A 12,400-nucleotide genomic window follows, 5' to 3' on the forward strand; every position below is an offset into this window, starting at 1 on the left:
AAAAAAAGCCTTCTGTCGATAAACAGAAGGCTTCTTAAAACATGCTATGAGAGTTGTTTGACAATGTCTTTTACTAAATCAAGGAAACTCGCTTTCACTTTTTCGGTTACTTCAATGACTTCATCATGAGACAGCGGCTGATCTAAAATACCTGATGCCGCATTAGAAATACAAGAAATACCTAGCACTTTGATTCCTGCATGACGCGCAACAATCACCTCTGGGACCGTCGACATGCCTACAGCATCTGCGCCAAGTGTTCTGAGGAAACGAACTTCAGCCGGTGTTTCATATGAAGGACCTGTCATCCCTGCATAAACACCCTGCTGTACAGATATGCCTAAGCGCTGAGCTGTTTCTTCTGCAAGTGCCAGCAAATCTTTATCGTATGGGGCAGACATATCAGGAAAACGAACGCCTTGACTGTCATTTGGTCCAATTAATGGATTGGTCCCCATCATATTGATATGATCTGTAATCAGCATGAGATCGCCTGGATGGAATGAAGTATTCACACCGCCGGCTGCATTTGTCACAATGCATGTCCCAATGCCAATTTCTTTCATCACACGGACTGGAAACGTCACTTGCTTCATATCATATCCTTCATAGAAGTGAAAACGTCCTTGCATCGCACATACGACAGTGCCTTTCAGCGTCCCGATGACGAGCTGTCCTGCATGACCTTCTACTGTTGAAACAGGAAATCCAGGAATATCTTCATATTTCAATTTGATTGGATTTTCAATCTCATCTGCTAAAATGCCAAGTCCTGAACCTAAGATCAATCCAACTGTTGGTACGTATGTCGATGCTTGTTTAATGTATGCCGCCGCTTCTGAAAACTGTGCTCCCACGAGATTTCCCCCTATTTGAGTTTAGATAAAAAGCTTGTGCCGTATTTTGGCATCGTTGTCTTGAAATTGTCTGCGACCGTTGCTCCAAGATCAGCAAAGGTTTTTGAAGTTGGCAGTTCATTTGCTCCTTGATGCTTTTTGCTGTAAGCAATGAGCGGAACATATTCTCTTGTATGATCTGTTCCGTGATGAACCGGGTCATTTCCATGATCTGCTGTAATGACAAGAAGATCATCCTCTTTTAACAGGTCAAATACTTCAGGAAGACGGGCGTCAAATTCCTCTAGTGCTTTTCCGTAACCCTCTGGATCTCTTCTATGTCCGTAAAGGGCGTCAAAGTCAACAAGGTTTAAAAAGCTGAGTCCCGTAAAGTCTGTTTTAAGTGTATCGACCAGCTTGTCCATTCCGTCCATGTTCGATTTTGTTCTGAGAGAAGAGGTGATTCCTTCTCCATCATAAATATCAGAGATTTTGCCGATCGCAATCACATCGAGCCCATCATCTTTCAGCTCATTCATGACTGTACGGTCAAATGGTTTTAGAGCATAGTCATGACGGTTTGGTGTTCTGACAAATGCCCGAGGCTCCCCGACAAATGGACGAGCGATAACGCGGCCAACCATATATTTTTCATCTAATGTGAGCTCACGTGCAATTTCACAAATACGATAAAGTTCATCTAATGGCACCACTTCTTCGTGCGCAGCAATTTGCAACACAGAATCCGCAGATGTATAAACGATTAGATCGCCTGTTTTCATGTGCTCTTCGCCAAGCTCGTCTAAAATTTCAGTACCAGACGCAGGTTTATTTCCAATAATGCCTCTGCCTGTTTTTTCTTTTAGTTCATTTAGTAGTTCATCTGGGAATCCGTCTGGAAAAACTCTGAACGGTGTGTCTATGTAAAGACCCATGATTTCCCAGTGTCCTGTCATTGTGTCTTTACCATTTGATGCCTCTTGCATTTTTCCATAATACGCAAGCGGTTTTTCATTCGCTGGAATTCCTTTGATTTCTTTAATATGACTCAGCCCAAGCTTCGCCATATTCGGCATATGAAGCCCGTTCATTTTTTCAGCAATATGTCCTAGTGTATCTGCACCTACATCATTAAATTCAGCAGCATCAGGTGCTTCCCCAATTCCTACTGAATCCATTACGACGAGGAAAATGCGTTTATACTGATAATCAGGCATTAAAAAGCGCCTCCTTCAATATTCTTGTCTTTTAACCTTTCAAAAAGAGAGGTCTGACATCTCAAGTATAAACCGTTTACAAGCCGGTTGACAACCATAAACGGTGCAAACATGAAAAAGCATGACACACGTTCACCGTGTCATGCTTTACTTATGCCCTTGGATGGAATTTGTGATACACATCTTTCAGTCTTGTTTTCGTCACATGTGTATAAATTTGTGTTGTCGAGATATCGGCATGTCCGAGCATCTCCTGCACAGCTCTTAGGTCTGCACCGTTTTCAAGCAGATGTGTTGCAAATGAATGCCTGAGTGTATGGGGGGTGAGTTCTTTTTGAATCCCTGCTTCAAGAGCTCTTTTTTTCAAATTCTTCCAGAAGCCTTGCCGCGACATTTTTTTCCCGTGATGATTGAGAAATAAGGCATCTGCCGGCTGTTTTTTTAGCAGCTTGCTTCTGCCCTTTTCGAGATATTCTTCAATCGCACTTGCGCAAGCTTCACCAATTGGCACAATCCGCTCTTTTCTTCCTTTACCGAAACAACGGATAAAGCCCATTGTGAGGTGAACATCGGCAAGGGTCAGGTCCAGCATTTCACTGACGCGAATGCCTGTTGCATATAAGAGCTCGAGCATCGCTTTGTCACGGTAGTCAAATGGAGTGTGCTGATTTGGTGTATCAAGCAGCTTTTCGACTTCCTCTAGTGAGAGAACTTTCGGTAATTTCCGCTCTGTTTTTTGCGTTTCAATGTTCCATGACGGATCATCTGTTGTCACTTTTTCCCGGAGCAGAAATTGGTGGAAGGAACGGATCGAGGAGAGATGCCGTACTGACGTTTTGCTCGATTTCCCTTCCTCTTTTAGCTGTTTTAAATAATGAATGATATGCAGGCGAGTGACATCTTTTATATCTGTCAGCTGCTCATGTGTCATTAAAAAAGACAAGTAGTTCTGTAAATCTCGTTTATAAGAAACAATGGTATTTTCAGAGAGTCCTCTCTCTACTGTCATAAAATGAATAAAGTCGGATAATTGATCGTTCAATGATTTCTACTCCCCGTTTTGATAAAAATAAATCAATCGGTCTTGCCAGTTGTCTTGATTCGGCTGATCCATTTCCATCACTTTAATTGCTGCACCCTCTGGTTTATCATAACGATGGTAGCTTTCATATTCTGAATTTATCCATATCATAGCATAATAGAACAGCACGGTAAAACCAGTGAACAAGATAAATACCTTCATCACTTCACCTGTTGTTTTGAGCCATTTTCGCATGATTCTCATGTCCTTTCTCAGCTTCTCATTACTTCAGCATATGCCAGGTGGGACAAGGAATATACAGCGAAAATGCAAAAAACCTCTTCATCTTAAATGAAAAGGTTCCAATTCGGATTATTTGCCGGATTCATCATCATGACACCGGTGGCAAATGCCATGGAATGTCAATCTATGATCCTTAATTTTAAATTTCCAGTCACGTTCAATAATCTCTTCAACGTCTTCTAATAAATCATCTTCTATCTCATCGACTGTCCCGCATTCCATGCAGACAAGATGGTGATGGAAGTGGGCGGCTCCTTCTTTGCGAAGATCATATCGCGAAACGCCGTCTCCAAAGTTAATTTTATCAACAACTTTCAGTTCAGTTAGCAATTCTAACGTCCGATAAACAGTAGCAAGACCAATTTCAGGAGACTTCTCTTTTACGAGGAGGTATACATCTTCTGCACTTAAATGGTCTTCTTCATTCTCAAGCAGTACTCTGACTGTTGCTTCACGCTGTGGCGTGAGCTTATAGCTGGAAGAATGAAGCTGTTTCTTAATTCGATCAATCCGATTTTCCATTGACTTTCCCTCCTACGCCACATTACTTGATCATTATATCAAATGATGTGCTGGGAGCCAACTATAATCATTTTAAATTAATAAATAAATTGATTATTATTTAATAACAATTATAAATTTATGAAAAAAGAACACCTGCCAGCTTTTTCATGAGCATGAAGGAGACATACGATTCAAAAAAGGACGAAAGTGCAGCAAGCGCTAAAATCATCAGCAGGACAGATGCATAGCGGGCGAACCACTGAACAGGTGCTTGACTGATGGTTTTTTTCATGAACAGCTGCCCAATGAGACGAATGGAAAACGCAATCGCACATGTCCCAATCACTAAATAGGCCGGAATAAGCAATATGTTTTGCGGAAGAACCGATACGAACGAAAGGAAGAAACCACTCAGCCCCATTTGATTTACTAGAAAACCAACTGTAAACCCAACGACAATTCCTTTTAAAAAGATCATGAGAAAGATGAGCGGCAGGCCAATGATAGATATTCCTAGTATCCACATAAGACCTAAATATTTCATATGATGCAAAAAGCTTTGCAAAAACATTTCTTTTGATTCTGCTGCTTTCTCATTTGTCAGCTGACCAAAAAATTGATTTAAATAATAGAATAAATCCTCTTTCTGACTAATTGTCATACTATTGACGATGATGGCCCCAAAGATTACACCCATTAAAAAGAGTACAGAGACAAACAAATAAATCGATAGATGGTCTTTTACGTGCTGAAGAAGATGTTCCTTCCAAGACTTTTTCCGCATGCGTCTTCCTCCCAAATAGTAAAGATTACTAGATTCTATGAGAGAGATTACGAAACATGACAGTTTTATTGAAAGAAAAAAGAGAAAGCAGCCTAAACACTGCTCTCTCTTCTCATTTATCGTGCCGCTTTTTGTACGTTCACAAGCCCAGCACCATAGTAAAAAGGATCTCCAAGCTGTGTAGCCGTTTTTGAAAGTCTCTCGCGTACTTCATCGTTTGTCAGATTCGGATGTTTTGATAGAATGACAGCCGCAGCTCCTGCTACATGCGGTGATGCCATGGATGTTCCGCTCTTGTAGCCATATTCATTATGGGGAATAGTGCTGAGAGTTGAAACGCCTGGTGCTGAAACTTCCACTTCTTCGCCTACAGATGAATCAAAAGCTCTTTGTTTTCTTTGGTCAACAGAAGCAACCGCTATCACTGAGCTGTATTTGGCTGGATAGTCAACCGTGTTGAGAGAGCCATAACTTCCTGCATTCCCAGCAGAAGCCACAATGAGAATACCTTTGTCATATGCTCGATCTACCGCTTCTTTCAGCGCTTCAGATTCACTTGCTCCTCCCATACTAATATTGATGACATCCATGTCATTCTCAATGGCCCATTCAATTCCTTTAATAATCCAGCTATAGTAGCCATCACCATTTTCATCTGCCACCTTGACCGCATAGATAGAAGCTTTTGGCGCAACACCAACGACACCTACCTTATTATCTAACGCTGCAATTGTGCCCGCCACATGCGTCCCGTGTTCATGCGGGTCAACAAGCGGATCTGACTCTGTTGGAACAAAGCTGACTCCGCCGGTGACATGTAGATCTTCATGTTTGCCATCAATGCCGCTGTCAAGAACGGCTACTTTGACATTTTGTCCAGCGTATCCCCGTTTATGTACCTTTTGTGCTTTGATGCTTTTGATGCCATATGGGATCGTTTGACCGCTTGTTTTTGCCTTTTGGTCCTCCTCAATGAAGGTCACTTCTTTTGCCTGATTTAGTTTCTTTTTCGATGCCTCATTCAAGGAAACTTTCATCACATCTATCTGCTCTATGGATTCTTTTACATGTCCACCAGCTTCTTCAACAAGCTGTTTTTGTGTATGATCTTGAACGGAAGAAGAAAAGCCGATCATGTACTCTTTTTTTGCTTGTTCCTTTGCAGAAATATGTGAGGCGCCGAACGTGACCGATGCCAGCATCATACTTGCCATACAAAGCCCTGCTCCAATTGACTTGACGTTCACAATACTCACTCTCCCTTTCATCTTTTTGCCATTTAACTACATTTTTAGACAAAAAGAAACGACCGTTTGTCCTATTTTTTAAAACTTTCCATTTATTTGAACTAGTTGTCACAAAAAAGCAAAATAAAAATGCTTATGATCCTCTTGATAGTGATCATAAGCATTCCTTCTTTTATGTTTTTTCATCATGTGCTGCAACGCTTCTTGTTTTGTTTTAGTCTTTCTTTCATGTGTACTAAAGTGCGCCATGTTTCCTCTCGACAGTTCCGGGTTTCGGCTGTGCTGCCTTTCAATATGTTCTCGTTTTTTCTTTGCATTGCTTTTTCCCATTTGGCAAAACCCCTTTCGTTGACGTTATGATACACGATGCGACATAAAAAAGATAGACGTCTACACGCCTATCTTTCTGTTTTCACCATATCAAGATGAGGAATCCCATCTTCATCATAACAATCTGAAACGGCCTTAAAACCAAAGGATTCGTAAAACGATTTCAGGTAGGCCTGCGCCTGAATTTTGACACTTGTTTCACCTAAGTCATTCAGCTTTTCCAAAGCCTTGCTGAGCAGGATTTTTCCATAGCCTTTTTTTCGGCCTGCCTGCGTCACAAGAACGCGGCCAATGGACGCCTCTTCGTACATGATTCCGCTTTGAAAAATTCGGCAATAAGCCACAATCGTGCCGTCCTCTTTTGCCATCAGATGAAAGGCTTCTTGATCCCGGTGATCAATTTCAGGGTAAGGGCATGTTTGTTCAACAACAAACACATTGACTCTTTCCATTAAGATCAGGTAAAGATCCTCTTTTGTCAATTGTTCAAACGTTTCACATGTCCAGTTAACTTGATTCATGATTGATATCCACCTTACCGTACACTCCGCCCCCGCCAGCGATCAGTTCGACTTCACCTTTTCTTGCTTTAATGATGTAATTGGCTGTTTTTTCTGGCAGGACAGCTTTTAGTTCTTGTTCTGTTGCTTGATGAAGGATATTCATCTCTGTGTGAAACACGGCTTTTAGCTTCTCCAGCGTTTTGGCTCCAACACCCGGAATAAATTGAAGCGGAAGCTGATGAACATAAGGAGGTCTTGTTCCTTTGTCACTTTCCTGGTCAGCAAGCTCCTTTAAACGCTCACTCACTCCTTTTGTCATCCGGGTATGTCCGCATGCGTGGCACTTTTCTTGATCTAGCGCGCGAGGTCTTAATCCGCACTTCTCGCAGGTTGTATGATAGTACTTCCCAAGCCGCGGGGCGAGCCCATAATTTCCTGTGATGGCTCTCCCCTCTTTCCCTTCAAGGGCTAGTTTAAATTCAGCAAAAGAGGCATGGTCCATGCGGATTTTTGTATATTCTCGCGCGATTTTTCCTAAAGAATGAGCGTCTGAATTCGTTAAAAAGGGATAACGGTTCAGTTCGCTTAACTGGGACGCCATTGACGTATCGCAGCTAAGTCCTAGTTCAACAGCATCAATGAGGTCCGGATCGAACACTTCCGTTAAAGACGTGCTGACTCCTTTGCCAAATAAGCTTTTATGCGGGGTGAAAATATGAGCAGGAATAAATAAGCCTCCTAGCTCCTTGACCTTATGCTGAAGTGTTTTCCCATCCACATAGAGGCGCTGTGAACTCAAATGCACATTTTTCATATGTAGCGCGAGCCATGCGGAGAACTCAGCCATTTTGCGCAGTGTAGGCATAAATGCAAGCACGTGAATCGGACCTTTTGAATGGTTATCGTTAATTTCTAATTCACTGCCTAAAAGCAGCACGGTCTGTTCAAATGATAGACCGCCATCACTTAGTTCAGTGTACTTGCCTTCCTCTACACCTTCTATTAATTCTTCTAGGACTTCTGGAGATTGTGCATCAATCACACCAATCATCCCCATCCCTTTACTTTGCGTTGCTTCAATGAGAATTTGGTCAATTGTCAGTGACCTTGCACCTGTAATTTTAACAGCTCTGCCTGTTCTTGTTCTGCCAATATGAATATGGATGTCTGCAAAAAACTCCCTCATTTTGTTGACTTAAGTACCTCTTGCAGTTGTAAGTACTGAATGGCATAGGCTGTTTTTGCATCATAAATATGCTGCTTTTCAATGAGATGCAAGGCTTCTTCTAATGAAACTTCCATCACTTCAACAAATTCATCTTCATCCAGCTCTCTTTTTTCTTCAAGCGGAACTAGCTGATCTGCAAGATACATGTGGACGATTTCATCTGCAAAACCTGGTGATGTATAAAAGGCTGTCAGCTTTTGAAGCTTCTGAGCGGTGTATCCTGTTTCTTCTTCTAATTCTCGCAGTGCTGTATGTGCCGGCTCTTCCCCTGGCTCTAATTTACCAGCCGGAATTTCAACGATGGCTCTCTCTAGTGCTTTACGGTATTGCTTGACCAAGATGATTTTATTTTCGTCTGTCAGAGCAATGACGGCTACTGCACCAGGATGTTTGATGATTTCGCGTTTGCCTTGTTTTCCATTTGGCAATTGTACATCTTCAAGAACCAAATCAATGATTTTTCCGTTGTATAATTCTTTAGTCGATAATGTTTTTTCTTCAAAATCCTTCAATTTTGTCAGCTCCTCGTTCTACTTTCACTTTTTACTTCATTCATTTTAACATAGATGATTTAAGAGAAGCGAAATGCGGACGCTTGCTTCAATGCGCCATTTGAAGTCACCTAGCTTGAATTCCAGATTTTTTTCACTTAATGTGAAGGAATAGGAGTGTGATGGAATTGAAAAAAAGACGAATTGGTACATCGGATCTTTTGGTGAGCGAAGCGGCTCTAGGATGTATGTCCCTAGGAACAGAAAAAGGAAAAGCGCTCTCTTTATTAGATGAAGCCATTGATCTTGGAATTAACTATTTGGATACAGCCGATTTATATGATTTTGGGACAAATGAGGAAATTGTCGGGGAAGCGATTAAAAACAGGCGGCAAGATTTAATTTTGGCCACAAAAGGCGGCAACCGCTTTGAAAAAGGCAAATCTGGCTGGGACTGGGACCCTTCAAAGGCATACATAAAAGAAGCCGTAAAACAAAGCCTCAAGCGGCTGCAAACAGATTATATTGATTTATACCAATTGCACGGAGGCACGATCAATGATCCTATCGATGAGACGATTGAGGCTTTTGAAGAATTAGTGGAAGAAGGCGTTATTCGCTATTATGGCATCTCTTCTATCCGTCCAAACGTCATTAAAGAATACGCCAAAAAATCAAACATCGTCAGTGTCATGATGCAATATAGTTTACTCGACCGCCGTCCAGAGGAATGGTTCTCTCTTCTTGAAGAACAAGGCATTAGTGTCGTGGCAAGAGGACCTTTAGCAAAAGGGCTTTTAACCGAAAAACCACTTTCGCAAGCAAGTGCCTCGATTCAAAAAAACGGCTATCTTCAATATTCATTTGACGAGCTTCAGCAAGTCATTCCTTCTTTAAAGAAAGTCGCTTATGACCTATCACTCACAGAGCTGTCCATTCAATATTTGCTTAAGAATTCTGCGGTTAGTTCCGTTGTTTTTGGCGCAAGCTCGGTGGAACAGTTAAAAGAAAATGCGGCAGCGGCCAATGCACGTTCTTTAAGTGACCAAGAAGTAAAAGCATTGACTTACTATACAAAACCATCTGTGTACGAGGCGCACCGGTTTAAATAAGATAAAAAGAGATCACCTGATGTGACCTCTGATGATTGTAGAGAAACTCATGTTTTTCTACAATTTTTCTATTTTATCGTATGTATGATGAGTGAACTCTTTTTCATATTTAACAAATGATGACATAAAAAAAGAAGCATCAGTGCTCCCTTTTTTAGCTTTTATATTTTCTCCAGTCCAAATGACTTTCATCTAGTAACTCCGAGAAGCTTTTGTTTTTTTCTTTTTCTTTCTGCTGCCGAAGGAGGCCTTGTCGTTTTTGTTCTTCTCTTTTTTCTGTCTCGGCGGCCAGATTCTGCTTCATTTGAAGGAGCTGCTGTTTGAGATCCTCGTTTATGCCGTCCTTTAATTTCGCTTGATCATTGTTCTTTTTCATTGTGCCTCTCTCCTTTTGCCTCTAAGTGTATCATCCGTTTTATTTCCTGAGCAAGAGTCACGCCAATCTCCCAACATGTGGTATGATCATCATAGGAAAAACCTCGGAAAGGAAGAATCAGCTAGATGAGAAAATGGATCGCTATACTTGCCTTCATATTATGTCCGCTCGTTGCAATCGGAATTTTTTTCACCAATAAAATGATGTATATTCGAAAATTAACAGATGAAGAGCTCATCAAACGAGAAGCAGATGAAGGGCATTATCATCATGAAGAGTTTCAACAGCTTAACAAAGAGAAAGTGTGTATTCCTTCAGCATTTGGTTATGAGCTTCATGGCTATTTTGTGCCGCACTCACATCCGCATACAACACGCACCATCGTACTTTGTCATGGCGTCACAGTCAGTTTAATAAATTCCGTTAAGTATATGAAATTATTCCAAAAGCTTGGGTGGAATGTGATGCTTTATGATCATAGACGACATGGAATGAGTGGCGGAAAAACCACGAGTTATGGGTACTACGAAAAAGAAGATTTAGCGCAGGTCGTGAAGTGGCTTAGACAAAGACTCGGGGAAAATGCTATTATCGGTATACATGGAGAATCAATGGGGGCAGTCACGACTTTGTTATATGCCGCAAAGCCGGAAGCAAGTGCCAATTTTTACATAGCTGACTGTCCTTTTGCTTCTTTTGAGGATCAGCTTCTCTATCGATTAAAAACAGATTTTCGTCTTTCAGGGCAATGGATTCTTCCACTAAGTGATCGAGTGTTAAAATGGCGGGATGGATACAGCATTCGGCAAGTGTCACCGCTTGATGTGATCGATCAGGTGAGAGAACCTGTGCTTTTTATCCATAGTCTTTATGATGACTATATTCCATGCGAGCAGAGTCAGCAGCTATATGCTCGAAAAAAAGGTGATAAACAGCTATTTATAGCGCCGCACGGGGCACACGCGATGTCTTTTAGTGAAAATAAAGAAGCTTACGAACAAGAAGTTCAAGCATTCCTTCAACCATTTGAATCGAATGATGATAAAAGAGGAGAATGAACAGCAGTTCGTCTCCTCTTTTTGAGCTAACTTATGCGATAGTCACCACTGTTGTATGATGTCTGCCCGCCAGTTCCATATGACTCTCTTCCGATTGCTGCTGACTCATGACCGATAATCCTGCAGTTGCTGCCAATAAAAGAACTATCAAACTCGTTTTCATATAAATGACCCCCATTTTGAATTTTTGATATGGCTTGAATCTTCCGTTCGTAAAACCGTGTCGATGCTTCATACAGTCCAAGCTCATTGTAATAATGAGCCGCATCAAGTGCCAATTCCTCAATGTCTGGGTATAAGCGCTTGTCCTCGAGCAGGTCTAATGTATCGTCTATGATCGTTATTTCTGCATCAACGTATAATGCTTTTAAGAACTGAAATTTGCAGATGTAAATTTCATCTTCTAATTCACAGGCTTTCATAATACCTTTTTGATAGAGGGTTAACGACTCTTCTATTTGTTTTTGTTTAAACAGGATTTGGGTGAGCATAAATAGTGGGTCTAGAGAGCGATTAAGATGGGTTAAATTCTCCTTTTCAAACACTTCAAGAGAGTCTTTCAGATAACGGCTTGCTTCCGCAAGATCGTTCATTTGGTAATAACAGTTACCTAAGTTGAAAAGGGCCGAACCTATGACTCGAGGGTTTCCAATCGTGCGTGCTCGATTTAGAGCATTTTTAAAGTAGGGCAATGCATGTTCATAGCATTTCAAATCATCATAGTTTGCACCGATGACAAATTCACAGTGGATGATTCTCAGCGTGTACGTTCTGTAGGCAGAGTACGTATTTAACGCTTGCAAGGCATAGTGCATCGAAAAGTGGGTTTGTTTCATGTGGTAGTATATTTCAGCTAATTTAAAGTAAAATTCTGCTCTTTCTATATCATCTGATATGAGATTGAGCTTTTTTTCTGCTGAACGGTAATAGGCAATGGCACTTAAATAGTTTTGCTGTTCAAACTCAAACATTCCTGTGAAAAAATGAACATAGTATTCAAGCATGTCCGTTAATTTCGTTTGCGAATGTTCGATCGTTTCTAACAGGTTTTTAATTTCTTCATCATTTGAGGCTTTCTTTGCCGGTTCAAAATATTCAAGCATCACCTTATGGCGAAAATCCATCAGCTGGTAAAACAGCAACAAGTTTTGATCCTGCTCCATCTCCAGAATTTCCTGCTCGATCTCGGCCTTCAGCTTCTCTGCTTTCATGACATGAAATCCGCAAATCTGCCTATACCATTCGTTTATTTTAATTCCAACCTGAGGCGATGACAGCTTGAGCTTCAATTCACTTTAGCACCTCCCTTCTCATATACGATACATGTTGTATTCTATCATATTTCCTCGAATGGAAGAAATATGAAATGTCATTTTTCGCAAAGTTTTCG

15 protein-coding genes are annotated in these 12,400 nt (G+C 41.1%); 2 read left to right on the plus strand and 13 right to left on the minus strand.

Features of this window, described 5'->3' with window-relative positions; translation table 11 throughout:
* Positions 1-44: 44 nt before the first annotated feature.
* The 11 genes from MKY18_RS10675 to MKY18_RS10725 all read right to left on the minus strand — a co-directional run bounded on the left by MKY18_RS10675 (position 45) and on the right by MKY18_RS10725 (position 8,485).
* On the minus strand, positions 45-857 hold the full coding sequence (locus MKY18_RS10675; RefSeq protein ID WP_065098335.1) for a purine-nucleoside phosphorylase: 813 nt from the start codon (positions 855-857) through the stop codon (positions 45-47).
* 11 nt (positions 858-868) lie between these two features.
* Positions 869-2,053: a phosphopentomutase gene (deoB, locus tag MKY18_RS10680; RefSeq protein WP_113767382.1), complete on the minus strand. Its 1,185-nt coding sequence runs from the start codon at positions 2,051-2,053 to the stop codon at positions 869-871.
* 151 nt (positions 2,054-2,204) lie between these two features.
* Positions 2,205-3,095 (minus strand): site-specific tyrosine recombinase XerD, encoded by an 891-nt coding sequence (gene xerD, locus MKY18_RS10685; protein ID WP_044141062.1) that lies wholly within the window; start codon positions 3,093-3,095, stop codon positions 2,205-2,207.
* Positions 3,096-3,101: 6 nt separating this feature from the next.
* On the minus strand, positions 3,102-3,329 hold the full coding sequence (locus tag MKY18_RS10690; protein ID WP_003215798.1) for a YqzK family protein: 228 nt from the start codon (positions 3,327-3,329) through the stop codon (positions 3,102-3,104).
* A gap of 117 nt (positions 3,330-3,446) precedes the next feature.
* Complete coding sequence (fur, locus tag MKY18_RS10695) at positions 3,447-3,899, minus strand: ferric iron uptake transcriptional regulator (RefSeq protein ID WP_003215577.1); 453 nt, start codon at positions 3,897-3,899, stop codon at positions 3,447-3,449.
* Positions 3,900-4,017: 118 nt separating this feature from the next.
* Positions 4,018-4,665: a stage II sporulation protein M gene (spoIIM, locus tag MKY18_RS10700; RefSeq protein WP_034661156.1), complete on the minus strand. Its 648-nt coding sequence runs from the start codon at positions 4,663-4,665 to the stop codon at positions 4,018-4,020.
* 116 nt (positions 4,666-4,781) lie between these two features.
* Positions 4,782-5,912: a S8 family peptidase gene (locus MKY18_RS10705; protein ID WP_081277169.1), complete on the minus strand. Its 1,131-nt coding sequence runs from the start codon at positions 5,910-5,912 to the stop codon at positions 4,782-4,784.
* A 108-nt stretch (positions 5,913-6,020) separates the two neighbouring features.
* Positions 6,021-6,242: a hypothetical protein gene (locus MKY18_RS10710; protein ID WP_044141061.1), complete on the minus strand. Its 222-nt coding sequence runs from the start codon at positions 6,240-6,242 to the stop codon at positions 6,021-6,023.
* A 68-nt stretch (positions 6,243-6,310) separates the two neighbouring features.
* Complete coding sequence (locus MKY18_RS10715) at positions 6,311-6,763, minus strand: GNAT family N-acetyltransferase (RefSeq protein WP_065098338.1); 453 nt, start codon at positions 6,761-6,763, stop codon at positions 6,311-6,313.
* Entirely contained in the window at positions 6,750-7,931 is a 1,182-nt protein-coding gene (locus tag MKY18_RS10720) for a TIGR00375 family protein (protein WP_065098339.1), read from the minus strand. The genes MKY18_RS10715 and MKY18_RS10720 overlap by 14 nt, the downstream gene beginning before the upstream one ends.
* Entirely contained in the window at positions 7,928-8,485 is a 558-nt protein-coding gene (locus MKY18_RS10725) for an NUDIX hydrolase (RefSeq protein ID WP_342497511.1), read from the minus strand. Before MKY18_RS10725 ends, MKY18_RS10720 begins: the two co-directional genes overlap by 4 nt.
* A gap of 167 nt (positions 8,486-8,652) precedes the next feature.
* Here MKY18_RS10725 and MKY18_RS10730 point away from each other — a divergent pair, with 167 nt between their 5' ends.
* On the plus strand, positions 8,653-9,576 hold the full coding sequence (locus MKY18_RS10730) for an aldo/keto reductase (protein ID WP_065098340.1): 924 nt from the start codon (positions 8,653-8,655) through the stop codon (positions 9,574-9,576).
* A 154-nt stretch (positions 9,577-9,730) separates the two neighbouring features.
* Here the strand turns inward: MKY18_RS10730 and MKY18_RS10735 are convergent, their stop codons facing one another.
* Positions 9,731-9,952 (minus strand): YqkE family protein, encoded by a 222-nt coding sequence (locus tag MKY18_RS10735; RefSeq protein ID WP_065098341.1) that lies wholly within the window; start codon positions 9,950-9,952, stop codon positions 9,731-9,733.
* A 125-nt stretch (positions 9,953-10,077) separates the two neighbouring features.
* Here MKY18_RS10735 and MKY18_RS10740 point away from each other — a divergent pair, with 125 nt between their 5' ends.
* The gene (locus MKY18_RS10740; RefSeq protein WP_065098342.1) at positions 10,078-11,010 is read left to right on the plus strand and encodes an alpha/beta fold hydrolase; all 933 of its coding nucleotides are present in this window, start codon (positions 10,078-10,080) and stop codon (positions 11,008-11,010) included.
* A gap of 26 nt (positions 11,011-11,036) precedes the next feature.
* Here MKY18_RS10740 and MKY18_RS10745 read toward each other — a convergent pair whose 3' ends face one another.
* Complete coding sequence (locus MKY18_RS10745) at positions 11,037-12,299, minus strand: tetratricopeptide repeat protein (RefSeq protein WP_065098343.1); 1,263 nt, start codon at positions 12,297-12,299, stop codon at positions 11,037-11,039.
* Positions 12,300-12,400 lie beyond the last annotated feature (101 nt).

It is taken from the genome of Bacillus sp. FSL R7-0672, assembly GCF_038601465.1.
Lineage (GTDB): Bacteria > Bacillota > Bacilli > Bacillales > Bacillaceae > Bacillus > Bacillus pumilus.

Excerpts from the sequence above, each read along its gene's own strand:
- MKY18_RS10710 (WP_044141061.1), bottom strand. The coding sequence starts at position 6,242 with ATGGGAAAAAGCAATGCAAAGAAAAAACGAGAACATATTGAAAGGCAG.
- fur (WP_003215577.1), bottom strand. The coding sequence starts at position 3,899 with ATGGAAAATCGGATTGATCGAATTAAGAAACAGCTTCATTCTTCCAGC.
- MKY18_RS10735 (WP_065098341.1), bottom strand. The coding sequence starts at position 9,952 with ATGAAAAAGAACAATGATCAAGCGAAATTAAAGGACGGCATAAACGAG.
- MKY18_RS10715 (WP_065098338.1), bottom strand. The coding sequence starts at position 6,763 with ATGAATCAAGTTAACTGGACATGTGAAACGTTTGAACAATTGACAAAA.
- MKY18_RS10720 (WP_065098339.1), bottom strand. The coding sequence starts at position 7,931 with ATGAGGGAGTTTTTTGCAGACATCCATATTCATATTGGCAGAACAAGA.
- MKY18_RS10740 (WP_065098342.1), top strand. The coding sequence starts at position 10,078 with ATGAGAAAATGGATCGCTATACTTGCCTTCATATTATGTCCGCTCGTT.
- deoB (WP_113767382.1), bottom strand. The coding sequence starts at position 2,053 with ATGCCTGATTATCAGTATAAACGCATTTTCCTCGTCGTAATGGATTCA.
- spoIIM (WP_034661156.1), bottom strand. The coding sequence starts at position 4,665 with ATGCGGAAAAAGTCTTGGAAGGAACATCTTCTTCAGCACGTAAAAGAC.
- MKY18_RS10690 (WP_003215798.1), bottom strand. The coding sequence starts at position 3,329 with ATGCGAAAATGGCTCAAAACAACAGGTGAAGTGATGAAGGTATTTATC.